The sequence below is a fragment of the Puia sp. P3 genome (assembly GCF_050632245.1).
GTDB lineage: Bacteria > Bacteroidota > Bacteroidia > Chitinophagales > Chitinophagaceae > Puia.
Genome location: NZ_CP192583.1, coordinates 1,868,627 through 1,890,737, shown reverse-complemented (window position 1 = coordinate 1,890,737; position 22,111 = coordinate 1,868,627). Strand labels below are relative to the sequence as shown.

Sequence of the window (22,111 nt, the reverse complement as noted above, 5' to 3'; positions counted from 1 at the left end):
TTTTGAAGTAATTTTGAAGCATCCTGCCGGAGTAGAAAGGAGATCGCCAAAATGTGAAAACCATTGCGGTATTCGTATATAATATCAAAATGGCTCATATCGCAGATCTGGCGAACAATTGCCAGCCCGATACCGATAGAGTCGCTGCCGGGGTTCCCTTTTTGAACCGTTCAAATAATTCCTCCGTGGGCACCAGCGGCTCCCGGCCGGAATTGGCGATGACGAGCCCTTCGCGGCGAAGCCGGACGAAGATGTTACCCGTCCCTTCGTTATGCCGGATGGCGTTGCTGATCAGATTGGTCAGCAGCAGATCCGCCAGTGAAGCGTGCAGCGGTATATAAATTTTATCTTCTATTTCGGCCACCAGCCGCAGCGCTTTCATCTGCATCAGCTCCTGGAAAGACGCCAGCCCTTCCCGCAGCAGCCGGCTGAAATTGACCGGCTCCTTCGCCTCATACTCCTGATTCTCCAGCTTTGTCAGCAGGGTCAGCGAGCTGTGTATCCGGCTCAGCCGCTCCAGGGCATTCTGCATCTCTGCGATCAGCACCGCCTGCTCGTCATGGATATCCGACTCCATGAGCAGGTCCAGCTTGCCCCGGATGATCGCCGTCGGCGTCTGCAACTCGTGTGAGGCATTCTCCGTAAATTCCTTTAACGATTGATAGTCCTCCCGCACCTTGTCGGTCATCTTCAGCAGAAACCCGTTGAGCTCCCTGAACTCGGAAGTGCTGGTCCCCGGCAGACGCATAGGCTGCTTTTGCTTGAGATCAAAGGACTGAATGACCCGCAGGGTCCGTTTGAAGGGCGCAAGAATATATTTCGAGATTAGCCCACCCGAAATGACTACCAGCACCAGCAACAATAAGAGTATCCATTTGAATGAATCGACAACGCCGGGCAGCAGCTTGGTAAAAAGAAGGAATAAATGAATAGGTCGATACCCGGTAGTGTACGCTGCCGATGGTGTAGAAAGAAGTGACCACCAGCCGGTATTCGCGCCCCTGGAACTCGGGATTCCACCCGACACCCCTGGTGTAGTACGAACTGATCCCGCGGGGCATCGAATCCGCCGGGATCCGCGTGATCGTAGCTCTTCTTCGGGTGGGGTGCCCCGTATAGTCGCCGCCCTCCTTTATCTGCTGCGCGATGATATCGTTCAGCCGCTCGTGTCTCGCAACCTCTACCCTGCTGATCTTCCACTGGATCTCATAGTAGACGATCGCACCCCCGATGAGAAGCACGATCAGCATGATGCCGAAATACCAGAGCGTAAATTTTGTGGTTAGTCTCATTCCTGTTTGTGCGAATTAAACTTATACCCCAGCCCGTATACGGTGCTGATATAGTCCATCCCCCCGCATTGCTGATCTTCCTCCGCAGATTTTTTACGTGCTGATAGACAAAATCGAAATTTGCCAGATTGTCGGTATAGTCCCCCCACAGATGCGCGGCTATCGCCTGCCGCGACAGCACCCTGTTCTTGTTGACCAGGAAATACAGCAGGAGGTCGAACTCCTTTGGCGTCATATCCAGCAGCGCGTCGTTGATACGGGCCTCGAACGTATCGGTATTCAGGCTGATCTCGTTGAACTCCACGATACTGGCGCCCCCAAGATTCTTCCTCCGGTAGACGGCCCTGATACGGGCGTGAAGTTCGGCCAGGTGGAAGGGTTTGGTGATATAGTCATCCGCGCCTTTCTCCAGCCCGATGATCTTGTCGTCCAGAGCATTCTTCGCAGAAATGATCAGCACATTGCTCTCTTTATGGTCGGCGCGTATGAGGTTCAGCAGGCCGATGCCGCTGCCGTCCGGCAGCCCGATGTCCAGCAGGATACAGTCATACTTAAAAAGGCTGAGCTTTTCCTTCGCCTCCTGCACGGTCTCGCAGGATTCACAGATATATCCCTCTCTCGCCAGAAAATCTCGGATATTCCGGGTCAGCTCCTGGTTGTCTTCGATGATGAGGACCTTCATACCGCAAAAATAAGGGCTATTCGTCTATCGGTATCCCCTCGCCTGCAAATGAAACAGCTCCGCATACCGCCCGTTGCGCGCCAGCAACTCTTCGTGACTTCCGATCTCGAGCATTTGGCCCTTGTCCAGCACCAGTATCCGGTCGGCCATCCGCACCGTAGAGAACCGATGCGAGATCAGCACCGCAGTCCGCCCATGCGTCAGCTCGGAGAACCGCTGAAAGACCTCATACTCGGCCCTCGCGTCCAGCGCAGCCGTGGGCTCGTCCAGTATCAGCAGCTGCGCATCACGCATATACGCCCTGGCAAGCGCTATCTTCTGCCACTCGCCCCCCGAGAGCTCCACTCCCTGCCCAAACCAGCGCCCCAGCTTTTGGTCATAGCGCCCCGGCAGCTTTTCCACTACGGTATCCGCGAGACTCTGCTGCGCCGCCGTCTCGATCAGCGCCCGGTCCTCCTTATGCCCGATATTCCCCACGGCAATGTTCTGGGCCAGGGTCATCTGATAGCGCAGATAGTCCTGGAAGATAACGCCGATGTTCCGGCGCAGATCATCCGGATCGTATTCCCGCAGGTCCACCCCGTCCAGAAGTATCCGCCCTTCCGTAGGATCGTATAGCCGCGTGAGCAGCTTGATCAGCGTAGTCTTGCCCGCCCCGTTCTCTCCGACCAGCGCCAGCCGCTCGCCCGCCTTCAGCGTGAAATTCAGGTGCCGGTTCGCCCAGCGCTCAGAGTGCAGATACCTGAATCCGACGTTCTCGAATATAAACCCCTCCCTGACCGGCCGTGGAAAAGGCAACGGATGGGCCACCGGCTTTATCCGCGGCTCGATCTCGAAGAACTCGAAAAGGTCCTGCAGATAGATCGCCCCCTGCGAGACACTGGTGAACCGGGTGAGGATCCCCTCCAGCAGACTCCTCAGCTGTCTGAACGAACCCGCCAGAAAGGCCAGGTCTCCGATGGACAGACTCCCGTGAATGGCCCGGAAAATGATGACGACATAGGCAGAATAATACCCCGCGCTGCCGAGCAGAGCAAAAAAGTACCCCAGGCCGACCGCTTTATCGACAGCTTCCGACCGTCCCGGTAGAACTTGTCCGCGAGCAGACTGAACCGGTCGATCAGAAATCCGGAAAGGCCGAACAGCTTGACCTCCTTGGCTGTCTCGTCACTCGCGCCTAAAAAACGGAGATAGTCCAGTTCCCTTCTTTCGGTCGTCTGCGACCGGGTCAGCGCATAGCTGCGGTCGTTGAAATAGGACTCACCCAAAAAAGCCGGTACCACCGCCACCAGCAGCAAAAGGATCAGCCATGGATTGAATGCCATCAGGCCGGCGGCCAAAAATCCCATGCTGATCAGGTCCTGTACCTGCCCAAGCACCTGGGACAAAAGGACCGTCCGCCCGTTGGTCTGCTGCCTGGCCCTTTCCAGCTTGTCATAAAAACTAGAGTCCTCGAACTGGTCCAGATCGAGCCTTGAGGCATGCGCCATGATCCGGACCGAAGTAAAATTGGAGAATTTATCACCTAACAGACTGTCCATAAGGCTCACCGCCCTTGCCAGGCCATCCGAGATCAGCGCAAGGCCGAATTCAAGGGCCACCAGCTCCCAGATATAATGGAGGTCCCCCTTCCCGCCGGTTTTAGCCAGCAGGATCACCTCGTCGATGATCAGTTTGCCCACATAAAGGATAATTACAGGTATTGCCGATCGCGTAATGCGTAACAATATATTAGCCAGCATTATACCCGGGCTTGTCTGCCATACAAGCCGAAAAAAGCGCGGCAGATTGCGCAGCGCGTTGAGCCGTTGTTTCCAGGTCAGGGGCTCAGCCGCCGCAGGAGTCTTTGATCTCGCCATATTTTCACTTAACAAATTATAAAGGTATAGGGTTCCACTAAAAATATAAGAAGTCGATGTAATCGGTTACATTTTTCAAAAATATCGGTACATTTAGTCAGGTGGAATCGGGTTCTCCTTCACCCAACCCGCCAAAATTTCTGTCATTAATTAAGCACGATCATATGAAAAAGCTATCCCGCCGCCAGTTCATCGGCTCCTCCGCAAAAGCAGGACTTGCAACAGCACTGTTTCCGGCCATCGTCCCGGCCAGCGTCTTCGGCAAATACGCCCCCAGCAACCGCATCAATATCGGCACCATCGGGACGGGACGCATCTCCCGCGGCCATGACCTGCCCGGCGTATGGAAATACGAACAGGCCCAGGTCATCGCCGTTTGTGACCTCGACACGCACCGCGTGGAAGCCGGCAAACAGCTGGTCAACGAATACTATTCCAGGAAGACGGGCAAGACCTGGGACGGAGTAAAAGGCTATAGCGACCACCGGGAACTGCTCCTCAATAAGGACATTGACGCGGTAATCATCAGCACCCCCGACCACTGGCACGCCCTCGCGTGTATTCACGCCGTACAGGCAGGCAAGGACGTCTATCTGCAGAAGCCTGCTTCGCTGACCATATCGGAAGGCCGCACCATGGCCGAGGCCGTAAAAAAGTCAGGACGCATCTTCCAGATCGGCAGCCAGCAGCGTTCGTCCCCCCAGTTCCGTTATGCGGCCGAGCTGGTGCGCAACGGACGCATCGGCGACCTGACTACGGTCTACGTCGGTCTCCCCGGCGACCCTTCCGGTGATGAAGAGAAGGAGATGCCGGTTCCAGCCAACCTCAACTACGACGCCTGGCTCGGTTCCACGCCAAAAGTCTACTATACCGAAAAACGCGTCCATCCGCAGACAGGCTTCGACCGCCCGGGATGGCTGCGCTGCGAACAGTTCGGCGCAGGTATGATCACCGGGTGGGGAGCGCACCATATCGACTCCGCGCACTGGGGCATGAACACGGAATATACCGGTCCCATAGAAATTTGGGGACACGCCGATTTTCCCACGCACGGTCTCTGGGACGTACACGGCATCTTCCGCACGGAGGCGCTGTATGCCAACGGCGTAAAGATGATCGTCAGCAACGAACTGCCAAACGGGGTTAAATTTGAAGGGACAAAGGGATGGATCTTCGTTACCCGCGGCGACTACCGTGCAACGGCCAGCGATCCGGTGCCCGACGCCAGCGGAGTAAAGCCGCTGGAAGCCAGCGACCCGGCCATCATCCGCTCGGAGATCGGACCCAACGAGATCCACCTCTATAAAAGCGACGACCACCACGGCAACTGGCTGGAATCCATCGCGACCCGGAAAGCGCCTATCACCAATGCGGAGATCGCACACCGGGCCTGCAGTACCTGCCTGCTCCACCACATCACGATGAAACTAAAACGAAAAACTATATTGGGACCCGGCAGCAGAAAAATTTAAGAACGACCCGGAAGCTAACGCCATGCTGTCGCGGCCACAGCGGGCGCCCTATATTGTAAAAGCCTAATTCATCAATCATGCGATTTCGCCTTATCGTCCTCTTTCTGGGAATCTATCTATCCACGGCAGCAGCGCCGACAGACTCTCTCGTGATCCACTCCGCCCTCGCCGGAGAGGATTATATCGCCTGGATCAACCTTCCCGGCGGCTATTCGCGCGACAAAACCTATCCTGTCATCTATGTCCTCGACGGCCAAAGTGGGATTTCCCGCTAGTTTCCGCACTCTACGGCCAGCAGTACTATGACGGATTCGTCCCCTCCGCTATAACAGTCGGCATCACCTGGGGCGGCAGCATGCCGGACTACGACCAGCTGAGGGCGAGGGACTTTACTCCTTCCAGCCCCGACGGTTCGGCCCGGTGGGGACACGCGGCCAAATTCCTCGGCCTTCATCAAACAGGAGCTCATGCCCGCGGTGGAGAAGAAATACGGCGCTTCCCAAACCGACCGGGCACTGATCGGCAGTTCACTCGGAGGTCTTTTTCACCCTGTATACGCTATTTAACGAAACAGCCCTTTTCAATCGCTATATCCTGACCAGCCCCGCCATCGGCTGGGACCGCGACGTGATCAGTAGCTTCGAAAAGAATTACACGCCCCCTGCAGACTCCGTCCGGCTGTTTATGGCGGAAGGCGGCCTCGAACCCGGTGCAGCCGGCTATCGGCAGTTTGTCGACCGGCTTCAGTCCCACTCACCACCCGGGCTTGCGCATGGAGTCCAGAGTACTCGAAGGCATGGGGCACTCCGGTGGAAAAGCGGAAGGATACACAAGGGGCCTCCAGTTCACATTCACACCGCCGCCGCACACCCTTCCGTCCTCCGACCTCTCCAACTACACGGGCCTCTACACCGACGGGAAGGACTCGATCAATATTATTACCGAACGGCAAAGCCTGACCGCCGTTCTCGGTAGAAACCATTGGCCGCTCTACCCTGCTTCCGACCAGGACTTTTACCTGCGCGGCATGCTGGGTCGCTTTCATTTCGAAAAAGACGGTCAACTGAACACGGAATTCTACGGCGGCCGGCTGACACTAAAAAGACAGGACACGCTTGTAGCTCAGACGGGAGCCCGCCTCATCGGATCGACCCGTGATCTGGCCCGGCTGGACGTCCGCCAGTTCACACTGAAAAAAGGCCAGTCCGACACCGCGGAATCCGACGGCGACGACGTCCTCATCATCGTCAGAAACGGCAGACTCAAAGTCAACGATACAAAAACCATTGGCCCGGGCGGCGTCGCCCTCTTCTCCGCCGGAGACGCCATCGCACTGACCAACGCGGATGCAAAAACCGCCGGATACTACGCCTTTCATTTCAGGTCATGGGCAGCCCCCGACCAAGACCGGGCGGAGAAAGCGGGTCCCCCGACCGTCCTCGACTGGACGGAATTGAAAATGAAAACCACGGACAAAGGAGAAAGCCGCCAGATCTTCGACCAGCCTGCGGCCTGGCTCAGAAGGATCGACATGCACGCCACCACGCTGAACAAGGGACAGGTCAGCCATCCGCCGCATATACATCGCAACGAAGAGATCATTCTGATGCGGTCGGGCAAGGTGGAGGAGTACATCGAAGGCTCATATAAAAAGGCAAAAGCCGGAGACATCATCTTTCTGACCTCCGGCACGCCCCACGCCGTCGAAAACAGGACCAACGGACGCTGTGAATATTTTGCCCTGCAGTGGCAGCAGTGACGCCTACTTCCCTCCTGCTCCCTTGTAATACGTGAGCGCCTCAGGCATCAGCTCCTGCAGCTTTTGTATTCTGTCGGCATCCGCCGGGTGATCGCTCAGCAGCACCGGAGGCTTCTGCCCGCCGAGATTGGCCATCCGCTGCCAGAAGGGAATGGCTTCACGCGGATCGTATCCGGCCATGGCCGCAAAGATCAATCCATAGTGATCCGCCTCGTATTCGAATTTCCGCGAATAAGGCAGCAGCACAGCCACCTGCGAGGTTGGAGCATATACCTGATTGAAGATGTTTACCGTCGCAGGATTGTTGCCAAGCGCGACGTCTCCCACGATCTGTATACCCTGTGCCAGCATCTGATTGCTCATCTTCTCGCGCCCGTGCCCCGCAACCGCGTGCGTGATCTCGTGGCCGAGCACGATCGCCAGCGCCGTCTCATTTTGGGTGACAGGCAGCAAACCGGTATAGACTACCACTTTCCCGCCTGGCATACACCAGGCATTGACCTCTTTGCTCTCTACAAGGTTGAACTCCCAGGTATATCCCTTCAGTGCGTCGGGGTTCCCGTGATCGGTATAATACTTCTGGATAGCTCCCGCAATTCGGTTTCCGACCCGTTTGACCATCTCTGCGTCTGAACTGCTGGCCGGAGCCACCTTGTTCGAAGTAAGGAAACTCTTGTACTCGGTGAGCGCCATAGTCTGAACCTGCTGCTCGGAGACCAGGGACAACTGACTGCGTCCGGTAATGGGATTGCGTGAGCACGAACTGGCGGAGAAAAAGGATGCCGCAAGAAAAACGGCCGTAACGAATTTGTTCACAATGTGTTTTTTAGGTTAACTAAGCGTCTGATCAGCGTTCGACCGGTCTTCGGCTAATTATGAGTACCTTTGGACCGGACCATGAAGGCAAAATTACTAAAAGTCCCAAAACTCCCTGCGCAGTCCTTCAGCGTCAGAGAAGACAGGGACCCATTCATCAATAACCGCTGGCACTATCACGCCGAAGTGGAACTGATCTTCTTCCACGAAGGCAGCGGTACCCAGTTCGTGGGCGATCATATCAAACGGTTTCAGCCCGGTGATATCATCCTCGTCGGGTCGAACCTGCCCCACTACTGGCGCTACGACGACGTGCATTTTGACTCCGGGCAGGCCGTCCGTTCCACCGTCATCCATTTTTCGGAAAACTTTTGGGGAGAGGCCTTCCTCCACCTTCCGGAGACCAAACAGATCCGCAGTTTGCTCGAAAAGGCTAAACGCGGCATACTTGTCAGCTCGAAAGAAGAAAAGCAAATATCGGACCTCGTAGAGAAAATACGTACGGCGGATGGCGTGAGCCGTATCATTGCCCTCATAGAATGCCTTTCGGCCTTTGCCGGCTCCGGCCACCTGCAACTGCTCTCCTCCATCGGCTTCCGCCATGATTTTGCCGAGTCTGAGAACGATCGCATCAACGCCATCTATGACTATACCTTCCGGCATTTCACCCGCCCCATTTATCTTCATCAGGTGGCCTCGGTAGCGGGTCTGGTCCCCAATTCCTTTTGCCGTTATTTCAAATCCCGCACCGGCAAGACCTACACCCAGTTCGTCACCGAGATCCGCATCGGCCACGCCTGCAAGCTCCTGCTCGACAACAGGATCAGCATCAAACAACTCTGCTACGAAAGCGGCTTCAACAATTTCACCTGCTTCCACAAACACTTCAAACTCCTCACCGGAAAAAGCCCCCAGACCTACCAGAGAGAACACGGCCTCAATTGACCCGCGTGAATCCTGGGTCCCCTCAGTCAACCCTCCCCTTCTCATCCTCCGCCCCCGTAGACCGCTGCCGGCTCGACCGCAGCTTATCATTCCCAAAGGTCCGCGAATACGTCAACCGAACCGCCGGAAACACAAACCTCAGTTCATCCCGCACCACCAGATTCAGGTCAGGACGATCGATAGACGGCCAGAAGACCATAGTATTGAGAATATTGCTGTAGTTCAACCTCCAGCTGCTCTTCCCCACTTTTTTCTGAACCCCGATGTCGAGGGAACCAAAACCCTTAGCCTCATAGATGCCGAAGATCGTGCGGGATTGATAGAATCCCGACAGCTCGAAAGAAAGGTTCTTTGGCAGCCTGAAGGTCTGGGTCATGTTCGCGTTGACATTCTTATTATCGACCTTTACAGGGCTTCCATTATAGATCGCGTTGGTCTGCTCCCACACACCGGTAAGATTGAACGTAATGGTCCACCACGGCCTGACATCGAATGGCAGGGTCAGCACCACCGCAACGGTCTTGTCATTCTCCAGATTCTCCGAGCGCAGGGTCTCGACATTGCTCACCGAGTCGATCTTCGGGCTGAAATTTGCGATCGGAGCTTTCTGATATGTATAGGAAAGAGAGAGAATATATTTCTTATACCCATAATCCAATTTCATCGCATCCGCCAGGGAAGGCTGCAGCGCCGGGTTGCCGGAAAAAAAGTAGTGGGATCCACAAAGATGAGGAAAGGCGCCAGGTCTCTGAAAGTAGGACGCGTGATCCGACGGCTATATGCCAGGCCAAGACTATGATCGTCCCCGAATTTTCGCGTGACATAAACGCTTGGGAAAAGATTCCCATAGTGCCGGTCCACGATATTCTTCAGTGAATCGGAACCCAGGTTCGAGTTGGTATATTCATACCTCAGTCCGGCCTTTATCTCCGTTCGGGCGTCGGCATTTATATCAAAAGACGCATACGCGGCTTCAATGTCCTCCTTCAGCTGATATTTTGCCGACAGCCCCCGGTCCTGCACCCAGTCATTACCTGCCAGCCGGTCGATGCGAACGTCATTATTAAAATTGGAAATAGTGCTTTTAAGACCCACCTCCAGATTGACGATCTTTCCAAGCTGCCTCGAATAATCCACGGCGTTGATCCAAAAACGGAGGGGCGTGACCTTAGAGCTCCTGGTCTGCAGCGCATACAGGAATTTCTGCTCACCATCAAAATAATTGCTGATATAACTGACCGGATTATCGTCCCTGTAGTGGAGATAGTCGAAGTTGTAGGCGATCTTCTCCTTTTCGGAAAAGCTATGCTGGACGTTGAAATTTACCCCATAGTTGGTCCACTGATTTTTCTCGGTATTGTCGACCTGCAGTGCCGAATCCTTCCGCCCGTTGACTATAGTGGACCCGACGTTGTTAGCATCCATCGTCCATTTATTGTTGTACCCCGAAAGGAGGACACCCACGACGGTCTTCCTGTCCACCTGATAGTCCATCCCAAGACGCCCATTGTGATTTCGCTGTACAGTATTCCGATAGGTAAGGGTTTCATTTTCCGTAACCTCTCCTTTATTGCTGACCCTATGATAAAAAAGCCAGTCCTGCTCCGCATGAACGCGGGAAAAACTATAGTCGCCATAGATATTGACCTTCCCCTGCCGGTGATTGAAATTGATGCTGGCCTGCGGCATGTCCCGGTTGCCATAACCCGCCGTCAGCGAAAAAGACCCATTGGTACCATACTGGTCACTCACCTTCAGTACGATATTGATATACCCCGCATTCCCTCTGCATCCAGATTGGCAGGCGGCGTTGTGATGAGTTCTAATTTTTCTATGTTCCCCGCGCTCATCCCCGCAAGCATTTGCAGAACGGCATCGATGGGCATACGGTTGATCTTGCCGTTGATCATAACCACGACCCCACTCTTACCCGCCATGGAGATGGAATTATTCTGGCGGTCTACGACCACACCCGGCGACCGCTCCAGCACATCCAGTATCGTACTCCCGGCCGCCGTGATATTCCCCTCCACATTGACGATCATCCGGTCGATCTTTTGCTCGAACAGCGGCTTTTTCGCCGTGACCGTCACCTCGGCCATCTCCTTTCGGGCCTCTGACAACTGCAGCACTCCCATATCTTTTCTCTCTTCACCCGAAAAAGACAGCATGGGGCTATATACCTTGTCATAACCCGTTGCAGAAAAGGAAATAAGATAGCTGCCCGCCCGCACCTTTACGAACGTATATGCGCCCTTTTCATCGGTGACCATCCCCTTCTGCAGCGAAGAATCAGCAGAGCGGAGAAGCAAAACATTGACACCCGTCAAAGGCTTATTCGCCCTGTCGAGTACCAGTCCCGAGATCAGGGCCTGGCTATGCCCATACCGGCACAGCAGGAGCAGACTGACCCCAAAAGCAATTAGACGGCGATACATAATTGGCGTTTTAGGTTACCAAAAAAGACTTCCGGCAATCAGGGCAAGCAAAAACACAAGAGGAATCTCAGAGATGTGACCAAGGTAGTCGGACGGGTGGGATATTTTTGGACGAGGCCCCTCCCGGGCCTCAGGGACGGCAACAGAAACTGCCATAAATATTTATTAAATCTACACAAAAAGAAAGCCGGCCCCAAATCTATGGGACCGGCGGTAATACCTCTCAAGTATCTTCTTACGGCGCGACGATGCTCCGGGTCTGGGAGGTATGCGCGCTGAAATAGCCCAGGGCGTTGCCCTGCAGATTGCTCACCGGATTCGCCGGTACGGCATTCTGACTGTTGCCGGACGCACTCTGCTGCGCGCTGAACCAGTACTGATGCGCTCCCTCATCCAAACACTGCATCTCTACCGTTATATCGTCACCTTTCTTGATCTTGTTCTTATCCTTCGTATTGGGATCGAGATAGAGCTTGATATCCTGCGGACGTCCCGCCGTCAGCTCGTTGTCGGCCGTATAGATCTGCGTCACCTTCACGCCGTTTATCCACTGGACGAACTGGTAATAGTGACCGGGGTCTGACGGATCGGTATAGGTCACGTTGGCCAGTTCCCAGGTGTTGCCGAATATCTGGTCATTGGTGACGAACAGGCTGTCAAAAGGGATGGCCACAGGCATTGTGGAAGTTCCTGTGACCGTGTCCGTACCGGAGATTATCTTCGAGCTGGTAGCTAACGCCGGTCATACCAAGCAGGGCCGAAGTATAGGTGCCGGGCGATACCTCCTGCAGAACGGAAACATTTCCCGCATTGTCGGCAATGGTGACCGATGCCCCGCTGACGGGAGGGAAGTCGTTGTCCTTCTGGAAGTCGATAGTCCGGCTCAGCTGGACCCGGCAGCCTCCCGCCTGGTTCGTAACATCGGCCTCTACCACGAGCCTGGGAGGTGCACTGTGAAGGTCCAGCGTGATCACTTTTCGGCACGAGCCGGCGAAGATCAGGACCGCGACGACAACAAAAAGGTTTTTATTCTGAACAGTAACATAGGTTAAAATTTAAAGTTATAGGAAATGGAAGGAATGAGCCCGAACAACGCCGTCCGCACAGCCTGCGTCTTCTGCGCATCGTCCGGATCCTGCTGGAACTCGATCGTATAGGCGTTCTGCCGCGCATATGCATTATAAACGCTAAATGCCAGTTCAGAGGAGAACCGCTTCTTCTGCTTCAGCTGACAGGTAGCGCCGAGGTCCAGCCGGTGATAGGCCGGCAAACGATAGCCATTGCGCTCCGTATAGTAGAACAGTATCTGATCGCCGCTGCGATACTTGCCCGCCGGAAAGGTGACGGCATTGCCCGTAGTATAGACCCAGTTGGCGGACAGCGACCATTTCTTGTTCAACTTGTACATCGCCACGATGGCGACATCATGCGTCCTGTCCTGGGTGGCATTGTACCATCGGTTATTGTTGATACCGTCGATCAGCTTTTCCGTCTTCGACAGCGTATAGCTTACCCAACCCGTCAGCCTGCCCACCCTTTTTCTCAGCAGCCATTCGATGCCATAAGCCCGTCCCTTGCCGAACAATAGCTCGGACTCGATGGCATTGGTATTGCTGAAAACATTGGCGCCGTCGCGGTAGTCCACCTGATGCTGCATCGTCTTATAGTAGGTCTCCACCGTCAGTTCGTAGACATTCCCGGGCAGGTTCTTGTAATAGCCCAGCGACACCTGGTCGGAGATCTCCGGCTTGATGATATTGGTGCTGGCCACCCATTTGTCCGTTGGACTCGATGACGTGGAATTGGCGAGCAGGTGCAGATTCTGTACATTCCTTACATACGAAGCCTTAATGGATGTTGTCGCATTTAATTGCAGCGCCGCGGCCAGCCGCGGCTCGAAATTCAGGTAGGTCCTGACCACCTGGCCGTCGCTGTAGTGCAGGGTGTCCGTCACTTTGCCGCTGACGGGATCGATATCGTAGAAGTCACCCTTACCGAGGATCGAAAATCCGGTCAGACGTCCGCCATAGGTAATATTCAGATTGTCCGTCGCCTTCCAGGTATTGCTGACATAGACCGCATTCTCCAGCGAATGCCTTCTTTGCAAAATGCTCTCGTTGATACCCGAATTGGCGGAGTTCGGGGTCACCTCGCCGGGTCTGATCTCGTGATAAATGGCGTTGACGCCCATGCGAAGAGTATTCCTGCTTCCCGCATACCACTGCAGCTCTTCCTTTATATTCCAGTCCCTGATCTGGGAGAAGATATTCAGGTCGTATCCCCCGCTGTTGATATGGATCTTATAGTTGTAATTGCTGAAGATCAAAGAGGTATTGGAGAATAGCTTGTTGCTGAAAATATGGTTCCAGCGCAGGGTGCCTGTCCCGTTGCCCCAGTCCAGACCGAAAAGCTTGCCCACCCCGAGTCGGTCCTGGCCGAAATAACCCGACAGATAAAGCCGGTCCTTATCACCCAGTATATAGTTGAGCTTGGCGTTGAGGTCATAAAAATACAGGGTATTGCTATTGATCGTCGAATCTTTGGACAGCTTCAGGAACATATCGGCATAGGTCCTTCTGGCAGAGAACAGAAAGGACGAACGGTCTTTTTGGATCGGTCCTTCGACGTTCAGCTTGGCCGAGATCAACCCCACGCCGCCGCTGACATTGTAGTCCTGGTTATTCCCGTCATTCATCTTGATATCGAGTACGGACGACAAACGCCCCCCGTACTGGGCGGGCATTCCCCCTTGTATACGTTGATGTCCTTGATGGCGTCCGAATTGAAGGTGGAGAAGAAACCCAGCAGGTGGGACGCATTGTAGACGGGCGCCTCATCCAGCAGGATAAGATTTTGGTCGGCGGCGCCTCCGCGGACATTAAAGCCGGTATTCCCTTCCCCGCCGACTTGATGCCGGGCAGCAGGGTGATCACCTTGATCGGGTCCCTTTCCCCCAATAGCACCGGGATATTTTTTATTTCGCTGGTGCTGACGTGATCCAGTCCCATCTGCGGGCTGCTGAGGCTGCGTCTCTTCGAAGAGGCCGTCACCGTCACCTCGTCGAGGGACTTATTGTCATCGTTTAGGAAAATGTTAACACTCGTGTCCCGGGTAAGGCTAACCGTCAGGCTTTTTGTGAGCAGGCCGACGGCGCTGAACTCCAGCTCGTGGCTACCTGCAGGTAAGCTTATGGAATAAAATCCATATTCGTTGGTAGCACTCCCTCCCGATCCGTCTGCCCTGACGGTGGCGCCGATAAGTGTTTCCCCCTTCGAACGGGATTTGACGATACCCGAAATAGTAATTTTTCGCTGAGCAAAAGAAGATAGTGCGGATAAAAGGATGAGGACTAAAACAAGTAGTTTATTCATGGAAAGAGAAATGTGCCGGAGATACGCTTTTCCAAAAATTAGCGCATCTCCGGCAAAGCGCTAATGATTGTCCTTTGGACGAGACCCTCCAGGGCCTCATGTGCCGCGAAAATATCATCACGGACCATACGGCGTGCGTTAATTATAGCAAACGGTCAAATGATTATATAAAGCAGGCATTTTTAGCGTCCAAATGCAAAGCCCCCCTTTGGCCACTCCACCAAAGCTGCCCCCGGCCACCCAAAAGTCCATCTCCCCGTTACCCCAAAAAAAGATAAATTTGCCGTTATGGCAACCGAGATCAAATGTCCTAGCTGCGGCCACTCCTTCCCTATGGAAGAAGCCGTAACGGAAGAATATAAAAAAGGGCTGCGTGAACAGATGCAGTCTTTTATAAATAACAAGGAAAAAGAATTCCTGAAAAAACAGGACGAATTTTCCCGCCGGGAAAAAGAGCTGCTCCAGCTGTCCCAGCGCCAGCAGACCGAAGCGCAGCAGGCCATCCAGAACCAGGAAGCCGGCTTCCTGCGCCGCCTCGAGGAGGAGAAACGCCAGGTCCAGGCCTTGGTCGAACAATCCCTTCGCAAGTCCATCACGGGCGACTTCGAACAAAAGCTGCGCCTCCTCGAAGACGCCAACAGGGACAACGAAGAAAAACTAAAGGCCGGCCGCCTGCGGGAGCTGGAATTTCTGAAAAAGCAGCAGGAACTGGCCAATAAGGAGGCTGAGATCGAGCTCAACGTCCAGCGCCTCCTGCAGGAAGAGAGAATAAAACTTTCCAGGGAGATCCGCGAGCTGGAAGAACAAAAGATAGCGGCCCGCGAGACCGAACACCAGCTCCGCCATAAAGAGCTGGAAAAACAGATCGAAGACCAAAAACAGCTGGCCGTGGAAATGGAACGCCGTATCGAAGAAATGCGCCGCAAAGCCGAACAAGGCTCCATGCAGCTACAGGGAGAGGTCCAGGAGCTAGCCCTGGAAGAGCTATTGCGAAGCGCCTTCCCCTTCGACGAGATCAGCGAGGTCGGCAAAGGCGTAAAAGGCGCCGACTGCATCCAGACCGTACGCAATAATTTCGGCCAGGAATGCGGCCGGATCATCTATGAAAGCAAGCGGACCCAAACCTTTTCCCAGGACTGGATCGACAAGCTGAAAGCCGACATGCGCGGCCAGGGCGCCGTAGCCGCAGTCATCGTCACTCAGGCAATGCCAAAGGACATGAATATGTTCGGAGAAAAAAATGGCGTCTGGATCTGCTCCTTTACCGAAGTAAAAGCCCTCGCCTGCGTCCTGCGCGACGGCATCGTCAAAACCTTCAACGCCGCAAAGTCCCAGGAGAATAAAGGCGACAAGATGCAGTTGCTGTACGACTACCTCACCAGTTCGGAGTTCGGCGAACAGTGGAAAGCCATCCGGGAAGGCTTCCTCTCCATGAAACAGTCGATCCAAAAAGAACGGGACACCATGGAACGGCTCTGGAAAGCCCGCGAAAAACAGCTGGAAAAAGTCCTGCTCAACGCAGCCCACGTCCGCGGCTCCATCGAAGGCATCGCCGGCAAGGACGCCATCGACGTCGACCTCCTCGAAGACGGCGACGACCTGCTGAACGACTAGCCCGGGGCTCCCCGCTCACCCCCAGAGGCCCCCGATCATCCGCGTTCACGTCAATACCCACGCCAGCGTGAGCGATTGCTCTTCAAAGATCCTCCCGGCAACCCCGAGATGGACCGGTCTCTCCTTGTCAAAGACAAATGGCAGCCCGATCCAGTCCCCATCCAGGTTGATACTCCCCTCCAGCTTCATATGCTTCTTAAAATCCAGTTCCCCCTTTCCATACCATTTGAAAATGGCTTCCTTGGCAGACCAAATCAGCGTAAGAAACTCCTGAAACACCCGCCCCCGCAATCCCCACTTGCTCTAAAAATCGGGCGTAGTCATCGTTGAAGAAATGCGCTTCTTCGTCATCGAGGAATTTATGCCCTACCCGCTCGATACGCGGCGATATCTGCTCGATATCCACTCCGACCCTGCTGCTCAGACTTACGACGGCAGCCGCATAGTTACCACAATGGGAGATGGAAAAATGGAATCGCTGGCTGGCTAAGAACGGCTGACGGGTGTCGGCGATCATTATCTCCTCCACAGGAAATTCCGGAAAAAGCCAGGACAGCAGATACCGACCCGCCAGATGCTGCCGGCGCTTGAATGGATGCGAGACATCTTTTTTCAGGGGCACCTTCTGCAGAAAAAAGGACTCCGGCTCTTCTATATGCCAGATCGCAAGCCGGGTATCCTGGTTGATATTATGTTGATAAAATAGAGGCATTTCTGTAATATATTCGCAATTCACAAACTTAACCAATTTCAACAATGATCCTATCCGATACTCGAATCCTGGAGGAAATAGAAAAGGGCACGATCAAGATCGAACCCTATGACAGGGGCTGCCTGGGGAGCAACTCCTATGACGTGCATCTGGGAAAATGGCTGGCTACTTACCGGGAACATATCCTCGACGCCAAAAAACACAACGAGATCGAATATTTTGAGATTCCTGAAGATGGTTTTTGTACTATACCCCCACGTCTTCTACCTCGGCGTAACCCATGAATATACAGAGACCCACGCCCACGTTCCTTTTCTGGAAGGCAAGTCTTCTACGGGAAGGCTCGGCATCGACATACATGCTACGGCCGGCAAGGGCGACGTCGGCTTTTGCGGCAACTGGACCCTTGAAATATCGGTCAAGCAGCCGGTAAAGATCTACAAAGGCATGCCCGTCGGACAGCTGATCTATTTCCCTGTGGAAGGCCCCATCGAGGTAAAATACAACCAGAAATCGAACGCCAAATACAACGGCCAGCCCAACAGGCCGATCGAGAGTATGATGTGGAAGAATAAGTTTTAAATGGTTTCCCATCCATTTTTTTTCGCGTAGGCGATCAGCCATGCCGTAACATCGGAGTACGTCACGATCCCCTGCGGCTGGCGGTTGGCGCGCAAATATCCTCCGTAAATCCACCAGATATGCGCCTCCAGGGGGTTGGCATATTTCCGGTTGTACTCCTTCAATTCCCGGAAATCCTGACGGATACCCGGACGCAGCTGTTTCCGAAAACCCGCTACCAGGCTGGAATCGCGACGATATAGCTCCCCTGCGGCATACTGATACAGCTCGAAATAAGCCGAATACCTGTAGACAGGATCGGCGGATGAGCGGGCAGAAAGATAACCCGCAAAATTTGCCTCGTTCTCCTTTGCATATCCCAGCTGATGCCCCATCTCATGACAGGTAGTATACGGCTGGGTGAACGCCGGCGTTACCGTATTGACCTGCGCCTCACCGGTGAACGGGTTGTAATAGCCGCTAAAGCCGATATAAGCACCGATATAGCTAAAAAGGGAAGTCTTGACCGATGGATGAGGATACCCGAACCGGGAATCACTGTCGGCGAGCGCCGCGTATGCGCCGATCGCCCCGGTATAAACCGCCCGCGAAGCCGATAACTCGCCGCGGCGCAGGTGGGCCAGGCTGTCGAGCCCATTCAGCCGGACGATGATCCGCTGCACCAGTTCGGCCAGCTCCGGTGTCGTGTAGGGTTTGACATTCAGCTGCAACTGCGACGCAATCCCCTTTCGGTCATAGTTGAGCCCCCAGAGCCCGTTGAACAGTACATAAACCAGCAGACAAAAAAAGACCAGTCTCCGCAAAGAGCCCAGCATCCCGTCTCTCGTCATTTCATTTTTGACCAATCGCCTGATGAACCTGACCAGTCCAAAGATGAGCGCGATCGACAGGGCTGCGTAGATGACATCCCCCACACTCAGAGGCAACCAGCCAAACAATGCTCGCTGTGTACCGGACAACATCGGGTAAAGACCGGTGGAATAATATTTCTCGACTGCTTCCGGCCTGCCGGAAAGTACTCTTATGATCACCGCCAGTACTGTCAGGCAGATCCATAGTATCTTTCGTCTTGTCCCCATTGCCGTTAAATTTACTCGAAATAATTACAGCATCCATGTTAAATTGCAGCCACATTCGGATGGAGTAATGCTTAAAAATTGCCTGCTATGAATTCCAACACTCTGGATTTTAACAAGAACGAGGACGCAATGCGACAAGCCCTCAGCCAGCTGCGGACCAGGTTCGACAAGATCGCGCTGGGAGGAGGTAAAAAATCGATCGAAAAGCAACGGGAAAAGAACAAGCTGACCCCGAGGGAACGCATCTCGTATCTCATCGACGAAGGCTCTTCCTTTATCGAGCTGGGCGCTTTCGCCGGCTATGAGATGTATGAAGAACAGGGTGGCTGTCCCGCGGGAGGGACCGTGGGCGGGCTCGGGTATGTCAGCGGCCGCCAGTGTGTGATCGTCGCCAACGACCAGACCGTAAAAGCAGGAGCCTGGTTTCCCATCACAGGAAAAAGAACCTTCGTCTCCAGGAGATAGCGATGGAAAACCGCCTGCCCGTCGTCTACCTGGGTGGACAGCGCCGGAGTATTCCTTCCTATGCAGGACGAGATCTTCCCCGACAAAGAACATTTCGGCCGCATCTTCCGCAATAACGCCCGCATGAGCGCAATGGGCATTACTCAGATAGCCGCTGTCATGGGCCCGTGCGTCGCAGGCGGCGCGTATCTGCCGATCATGAGCGACGAGACGCTGATGGTGGAAGGCAACGGCTCCATATTTCTGGCAGGCCCCTATCTGGTAAAAGCCGCCATCGGCGAAGACATCGACGCCGAAACACTCGGCGGCGCCGTCACCCATACCGAGCTTTCCGGCATCGCCGACTACAGATTCGCCACCGAGCAGGAATGCCTCGACCAGATAAAGAAGATCGTCAGCAAACTGGGCGCATCCGGGCCTTCTCCATTTGACCGCGTCGCTCCCGTAGCGCCGGCCCAACCCGCAGAGGAGTTGTACGGCATCCTGCCCGCAGACCCCACCAAACCCTATGACATGACCGATATCATCGGACATATCGTGGATGGAGGCAGTTTCGAGCAGTACAAGGAAGACTATGGCAAGACTATCCTCTGCGGCTATGCGCGTATCGGGGGCTGGGCCGTAGGCATCGTCGCCAACCAGCGCAAGGTCGTAAAAAGCAAAAAGGGAGAGATGCAGATGGGCGGCGTCATCTACAATGACAGCGCGGACAAGGCGGCCCGCTTCATCCTCAACTGCAACCAGAAGAAGATCCCCCTTGTCTTCCTCCAGGACGTCACCGGCTTTATGGTTGGTTCACGCAGCGAACACGCCGGCATCATCAAGGATGGCGCCAAAATGGTCAATGCCGTCGCCAATTCGGTCGTTCCCAAGATCACGATCATCATCGGCAATTCATACGGCGCGGGCAACTATGCCATGTGCGGCAAGGCCTACGATCCCCGTTTCATATACGCCTGGCCCACGGCGCGTATAGCCGTCATGGGCGGCGAACAGGCCGCCAAAACCCTGCTGCAGATCCAGGTGAGCGCCCTGAAAGCCAGGGGAGAGAACATCGACCCGGCCGAAGAAAAAGACTACTGGACGAGATCAAGGGCCGCTATGAGCGCCAGACCTCTCCCTACTATGCCGCGGCACGTCTATGGGTAGACGCGATCATCGACCCCGCAGACACCCGAAGGGTCATTACGGAGGGCCTCCACGCAGCATCGCAAAATCCAAAGATCGAAGAATTTAAAACAGGAGTACTTTCAGGTGTGAACCCAACGGTTCACAACACTACCAAACCAACTATGAGCAACGAACTCACGATGTATACAGACGGCGCCGCCCGCGGCAACCCCGGACCAGGCGGCTACGGCACCATTCTTTTCTGGGGCAGCCACCGCAAGGAACTCTCCCACGGATACCGCCACACTACCAATAACCGTATGGAACTCATGGCCGTTATTGCCGGCCTCGAGGCGCTGAAAAAGGACGGCCTCAAAATCACCGTATACTCCGACAGCCAGTACGTCGTCAAAGCCGTCGAACAGGGCTGGCTCAACAACTGGGTCGCCACCAACTTCAAGGGCGGCAAGAAGAACAAAGACCTCTGGATGCGCTATTACGAACTGGCCAAAAAGAGCAACATTCGCTTCGTCTGGGTAAAAGGCCACGCCGACAATCCCTACAACAACCGCTGCGACGAACTCGCCACCGCCGCCGCCGACGGCCGCAACCTCGACGTGGATATTTTCTTCGAAAAAGAGATGGGTAGGTAACTGCCTACCCAACCGGCACCGCCGCCTTATAGATCACAGCGTCCTGCTGCGCCTTCAATTCAAACTTCGCCGAATCGAACGCCAGAAACGCGTCTCCTTTCTTCCTCCCAAAAGGCGTCCCGCCTTCTTCAATAACCCCGACATTCCCTTCCAGCACAATAAAGATCTCCACAGAATGCGCCTTTATCGTCAGTGACTCACCCTGCAACAGGCTGATCTTACTCAACTCGAAATCCGGCGCCGGCGTTTTGTAAACTGTAATATGCCCCGGTGTCGTCCTTTCCGTAATGATCCTCGGCTGCGTCTCTTCGAACCGGACATGCTTCAACAGCTCGGGCACATCCACGTGCTTCGGCGTCAGGCCCCGCGAAGAACATTGTCCGAGTTGGCCATGATCTCGACATTCTGGCCTTCCAGATAAGCATGCGGCAGACCCGCATCCTGGAAGATCGCTTCCCCGGATGAAGATTCAACAGATTAAAGAAGTAGATCGAAAAGATACCCCGGTCGATCTTTCCCGGCTGATCATAGGTCAGCGCCGCACGCGCCGCCCAGAAATCCTCCTCAGTCTTCTTCCAGTTCGCCTGACTCATACAGCGGCAGGATCCGATCCAACAGTGGCTGCAGGACGGTATTCACTTCCTCCTGAGGCATCTCCATCACCTTCCTGTACAACTCCTTGTATGATCCCTCCGTCAGTATGGGTATCAGGAACCGCAGTTCGCGGACCTCCGCCAGCAGCTTTTGCAGCTGCAGCAGCGGCTTAAAGCCGTGCAAAAGCCAGAACTCACTAAGCGCCAGCATCAACTCGGGCTTATGGTTATCGTCCTTATAGTTGCGGTCGGGCGCATTCGGCGCCACGCCTTTTTTATTCTCCGCTGCAAACTCTATCTCCGCATTCTTCTTGGTGGGATGCACCTGGATCGACAGCATATCCTTTACGTCCAATATCTTCAGCAGATACGGCAGTCGGCCAAAACGGCTGAAAGTATATTCACCCAGCCTCTCTTCCGGGTCCTGCCCGATATACTTATCCAAAGCAACCGCCTCCCCTTCCGCAACCTCCAAGCGTGACGGCGCATTCTCGTGTGCCCCCATCCAGTATTCGGCAAAAGGCTTCTTATCCGGATTGGATACAGACAATATCCCCGGAATATAATCGAATCCACCCCACGCGTAGTGCTGAACCTTACCCTTTAACCGAAAAACCTTATTGTCCTTTTTCATGTTATTATCATTGTAAATAGCGCGTCAAGATAAGT

General features: G+C 54.4%; 22 protein-coding genes and 5 pseudogenes. 9 read left to right on the top strand and 18 right to left on the bottom strand.

Annotated features, from left to right (window positions below):
* Nucleotides 1-94 precede the first annotated feature (94 nt).
* The 5 genes from ACQ86N_RS11465 to ACQ86N_RS11445 form a co-directional block, all read right to left on the bottom strand.
* Nucleotides 95-748 (bottom strand): sensor histidine kinase, encoded by a 654-nt coding sequence (locus ACQ86N_RS11465; RefSeq protein WP_431215267.1) that lies wholly within the window; start codon nt 746-748, stop codon nt 95-97.
* 19 nt (nt 749-767) lie between these two features.
* Nucleotides 768-1,250 carry a hypothetical protein gene (locus ACQ86N_RS11460; RefSeq protein WP_431215266.1) on the bottom strand — a complete coding sequence of 161 codons (483 nt, stop codon included), beginning with the start codon at nt 1,248-1,250 and terminating at the stop codon, nt 768-770.
* A complete protein-coding gene (locus tag ACQ86N_RS11455; RefSeq protein ID WP_431215265.1) occupies nt 1,207-1,974 on the bottom strand; it encodes a response regulator transcription factor in 768 nt (255 codons plus the stop codon). The genes ACQ86N_RS11460 and ACQ86N_RS11455 overlap by 44 nt, the downstream gene beginning before the upstream one ends.
* Nucleotides 1,975-1,998: 24 nt before the next feature.
* Entirely contained in the window at nt 1,999-2,784 is a 786-nt protein-coding gene (locus ACQ86N_RS11450; protein ID WP_431215264.1) for an ABC transporter ATP-binding protein, read from the bottom strand.
* Between the two features lie 107 nt (nt 2,785-2,891).
* Nucleotides 2,892-3,656 (bottom strand): hypothetical protein, encoded by a 765-nt coding sequence (locus ACQ86N_RS11445; RefSeq protein ID WP_431215263.1) that lies wholly within the window; start codon nt 3,654-3,656, stop codon nt 2,892-2,894.
* A gap of 341 nt (nt 3,657-3,997) precedes the next feature.
* On the opposite strand from ACQ86N_RS11445, the gene ACQ86N_RS11440 reads away from it, so the two are divergent.
* From ACQ86N_RS11440 to ACQ86N_RS11425, 4 genes and pseudogenes are all read left to right on the top strand, one after another.
* Entirely contained in the window at nt 3,998-5,305 is a 1,308-nt protein-coding gene (locus ACQ86N_RS11440) for a Gfo/Idh/MocA family protein (RefSeq protein WP_431215262.1), read from the top strand.
* 77 nt (nt 5,306-5,382) lie between these two features.
* Complete coding sequence (locus tag ACQ86N_RS11435; protein ID WP_431215261.1) at nt 5,383-5,580, top strand: hypothetical protein; 198 nt, start codon at nt 5,383-5,385, stop codon at nt 5,578-5,580.
* A 153-nt stretch (nt 5,581-5,733) separates the two neighbouring features.
* A pseudogene (locus ACQ86N_RS11430) lies at nt 5,734-5,871 on the top strand (alpha/beta hydrolase-fold protein); the annotation flags it as partial.
* 206 nt (nt 5,872-6,077) lie between these two features.
* Complete coding sequence (locus tag ACQ86N_RS11425; RefSeq protein ID WP_431215260.1) at nt 6,078-7,064, top strand: cupin domain-containing protein; 987 nt, start codon at nt 6,078-6,080, stop codon at nt 7,062-7,064.
* A gap of 3 nt (nt 7,065-7,067) precedes the next feature.
* On the opposite strand, the gene ACQ86N_RS11420 is transcribed toward ACQ86N_RS11425, so the two are convergent.
* Nucleotides 7,068-7,880 carry a M48 family metallopeptidase gene (locus ACQ86N_RS11420; protein WP_431215259.1) on the bottom strand — a complete coding sequence of 271 codons (813 nt, stop codon included), beginning with the start codon at nt 7,878-7,880 and terminating at the stop codon, nt 7,068-7,070.
* An 81-nt stretch (nt 7,881-7,961) separates the two neighbouring features.
* On the opposite strand from ACQ86N_RS11420, the gene ACQ86N_RS11415 reads away from it, so the two are divergent.
* A complete protein-coding gene (locus tag ACQ86N_RS11415) occupies nt 7,962-8,825 on the top strand; it encodes an AraC family transcriptional regulator (protein ID WP_431215258.1) in 864 nt (287 codons plus the stop codon).
* Between the two features lie 22 nt (nt 8,826-8,847).
* On the opposite strand, the pseudogene ACQ86N_RS11410 reads toward ACQ86N_RS11415, so the two are convergent.
* From ACQ86N_RS11410 to ACQ86N_RS11380, 7 genes and pseudogenes are all read right to left on the bottom strand, one after another.
* Nucleotides 8,848-10,250: pseudogene (locus ACQ86N_RS11410) on the bottom strand (outer membrane beta-barrel family protein).
* 329 nt (nt 10,251-10,579) lie between these two features.
* Nucleotides 10,580-11,263, bottom strand: coding sequence for a carboxypeptidase regulatory-like domain-containing protein (locus tag ACQ86N_RS11405; protein WP_431215257.1), 684 nt, complete (start codon nt 11,261-11,263; stop codon nt 10,580-10,582).
* Nucleotides 11,264-11,498: 235 nt separating this feature from the next.
* The gene (locus ACQ86N_RS11400) at nt 11,499-11,942 is read right to left on the bottom strand and encodes a DUF4249 family protein (RefSeq protein ID WP_431215256.1); all 444 of its coding nucleotides are present in this window, start codon (nt 11,940-11,942) and stop codon (nt 11,499-11,501) included.
* Nucleotides 11,920-12,237, bottom strand: coding sequence for a DUF4249 family protein (locus ACQ86N_RS11395; protein ID WP_431215255.1), 318 nt, complete (start codon nt 12,235-12,237; stop codon nt 11,920-11,922). Before ACQ86N_RS11395 ends, ACQ86N_RS11400 begins: the two co-directional genes overlap by 23 nt.
* A 74-nt stretch (nt 12,238-12,311) precedes the next feature.
* Nucleotides 12,312-14,006, bottom strand: a complete 1,695-nt coding sequence (locus ACQ86N_RS11390) for a TonB-dependent receptor plug domain-containing protein (protein ID WP_431215254.1) — start codon at nt 14,004-14,006, stop codon at nt 12,312-12,314.
* Nucleotides 13,955-14,110, bottom strand: coding sequence for a hypothetical protein (locus ACQ86N_RS11385; RefSeq protein WP_431217364.1), 156 nt, complete (start codon nt 14,108-14,110; stop codon nt 13,955-13,957). The genes ACQ86N_RS11390 and ACQ86N_RS11385 overlap by 52 nt, the downstream gene beginning before the upstream one ends.
* A 260-nt stretch (nt 14,111-14,370) precedes the next feature.
* Nucleotides 14,371-14,634, bottom strand: a pseudogene (locus ACQ86N_RS11380) (carboxypeptidase-like regulatory domain-containing protein); the annotation flags it as partial.
* Between the two features lie 288 nt (nt 14,635-14,922).
* Here ACQ86N_RS11380 and ACQ86N_RS11375 point away from each other — a divergent pair.
* Entirely contained in the window at nt 14,923-16,248 is a 1,326-nt protein-coding gene (locus tag ACQ86N_RS11375) for a DUF2130 domain-containing protein (protein ID WP_431215253.1), read from the top strand.
* 45 nt (nt 16,249-16,293) lie between these two features.
* On the opposite strand, the gene ACQ86N_RS11370 is transcribed toward ACQ86N_RS11375, so the two are convergent.
* Both ACQ86N_RS11370 and ACQ86N_RS11365 read right to left on the bottom strand, forming a co-directional pair.
* Nucleotides 16,294-16,527 (bottom strand): 4'-phosphopantetheinyl transferase family protein, encoded by a 234-nt coding sequence (locus tag ACQ86N_RS11370; protein WP_431215252.1) that lies wholly within the window; start codon nt 16,525-16,527, stop codon nt 16,294-16,296.
* Nucleotides 16,445-16,960, bottom strand: a complete 516-nt coding sequence (locus ACQ86N_RS11365) for a 4'-phosphopantetheinyl transferase family protein (RefSeq protein ID WP_431218070.1) — start codon at nt 16,958-16,960, stop codon at nt 16,445-16,447. The genes ACQ86N_RS11370 and ACQ86N_RS11365 overlap by 83 nt, the downstream gene beginning before the upstream one ends.
* 44 nt (nt 16,961-17,004) lie before the next feature.
* Between ACQ86N_RS11365 and dcd the strand changes: the two are divergent.
* Nucleotides 17,005-17,542, top strand: a pseudogene (gene dcd / locus ACQ86N_RS11360) (dCTP deaminase).
* On the opposite strand, the gene ACQ86N_RS11355 reads toward dcd, so the two are convergent.
* Nucleotides 17,539-18,621, bottom strand: a complete 1,083-nt coding sequence (locus ACQ86N_RS11355) for a DUF3810 domain-containing protein (protein ID WP_431215251.1) — start codon at nt 18,619-18,621, stop codon at nt 17,539-17,541. The pseudogene dcd and the gene ACQ86N_RS11355 overlap by 4 nt on opposite strands.
* 87 nt (nt 18,622-18,708) lie before the next feature.
* On the opposite strand from ACQ86N_RS11355, the pseudogene ACQ86N_RS11350 reads away from it, so the two are divergent.
* Nucleotides 18,709-20,235 (top strand): annotated as a pseudogene (locus tag ACQ86N_RS11350) (acyl-CoA carboxylase subunit beta).
* A 143-nt stretch (nt 20,236-20,378) separates the two neighbouring features.
* Complete coding sequence (rnhA, locus tag ACQ86N_RS11345) at nt 20,379-20,849, top strand: ribonuclease HI (protein ID WP_431217363.1); 471 nt, start codon at nt 20,379-20,381, stop codon at nt 20,847-20,849.
* A 4-nt stretch (nt 20,850-20,853) separates the two neighbouring features.
* Here rnhA and ACQ86N_RS11340 read toward each other — a convergent pair whose 3' ends face one another.
* Together ACQ86N_RS11340 and manA are read right to left on the bottom strand one after the other, a co-directional pair.
* Nucleotides 20,854-21,189, bottom strand: a complete 336-nt coding sequence (locus ACQ86N_RS11340; protein WP_431215250.1) for a hypothetical protein — start codon at nt 21,187-21,189, stop codon at nt 20,854-20,856.
* 224 nt (nt 21,190-21,413) lie between these two features.
* The gene (manA, locus tag ACQ86N_RS11335) at nt 21,414-22,076 is read right to left on the bottom strand and encodes a mannose-6-phosphate isomerase, class I (RefSeq protein ID WP_431215249.1); all 663 of its coding nucleotides are present in this window, start codon (nt 22,074-22,076) and stop codon (nt 21,414-21,416) included.
* Nucleotides 22,077-22,111: the final 35 nt, after the last annotated feature.

Excerpts from the sequence above, each read along its gene's own strand:
- ACQ86N_RS11465 (WP_431215267.1), bottom strand. The coding sequence starts at position 748 with ATGCGTCTGCCGGGGACCAGCACTTCCGAGTTCAGGGAGCTCAACGGG.
- ACQ86N_RS11365 (WP_431218070.1), bottom strand. The coding sequence starts at position 16,960 with ATGCCTCTATTTTATCAACATAATATCAACCAGGATACCCGGCTTGCG.
- ACQ86N_RS11415 (WP_431215258.1), top strand. The coding sequence starts at position 7,962 with ATGAAGGCAAAATTACTAAAAGTCCCAAAACTCCCTGCGCAGTCCTTC.
- ACQ86N_RS11400 (WP_431215256.1), bottom strand. The coding sequence starts at position 11,942 with ATGCCTGTGGCCATCCCTTTTGACAGCCTGTTCGTCACCAATGACCAG.
- ACQ86N_RS11390 (WP_431215254.1), bottom strand. The coding sequence starts at position 14,006 with ATGCCCGCCCAGTACGGGGGGCGTTTGTCGTCCGTACTCGATATCAAG.
- ACQ86N_RS11425 (WP_431215260.1), top strand. The coding sequence starts at position 6,078 with ATGGAGTCCAGAGTACTCGAAGGCATGGGGCACTCCGGTGGAAAAGCG.
- ACQ86N_RS11355 (WP_431215251.1), bottom strand. The coding sequence starts at position 18,621 with ATGGGGACAAGACGAAAGATACTATGGATCTGCCTGACAGTACTGGCG.
- ACQ86N_RS11375 (WP_431215253.1), top strand. The coding sequence starts at position 14,923 with ATGGCAACCGAGATCAAATGTCCTAGCTGCGGCCACTCCTTCCCTATG.
- rnhA (WP_431217363.1), top strand. The coding sequence starts at position 20,379 with ATGAGCAACGAACTCACGATGTATACAGACGGCGCCGCCCGCGGCAAC.
- manA (WP_431215249.1), bottom strand. The coding sequence starts at position 22,076 with ATGAAAAAGGACAATAAGGTTTTTCGGTTAAAGGGTAAGGTTCAGCAC.
- ACQ86N_RS11405 (WP_431215257.1), bottom strand. The coding sequence starts at position 11,263 with ATGTATCGCCGTCTAATTGCTTTTGGGGTCAGTCTGCTCCTGCTGTGC.
- ACQ86N_RS11440 (WP_431215262.1), top strand. The coding sequence starts at position 3,998 with ATGAAAAAGCTATCCCGCCGCCAGTTCATCGGCTCCTCCGCAAAAGCA.
- ACQ86N_RS11435 (WP_431215261.1), top strand. The coding sequence starts at position 5,383 with ATGCGATTTCGCCTTATCGTCCTCTTTCTGGGAATCTATCTATCCACG.
- ACQ86N_RS11460 (WP_431215266.1), bottom strand. The coding sequence starts at position 1,250 with ATGCTGATCGTGCTTCTCATCGGGGGTGCGATCGTCTACTATGAGATC.
- ACQ86N_RS11455 (WP_431215265.1), bottom strand. The coding sequence starts at position 1,974 with ATGAAGGTCCTCATCATCGAAGACAACCAGGAGCTGACCCGGAATATC.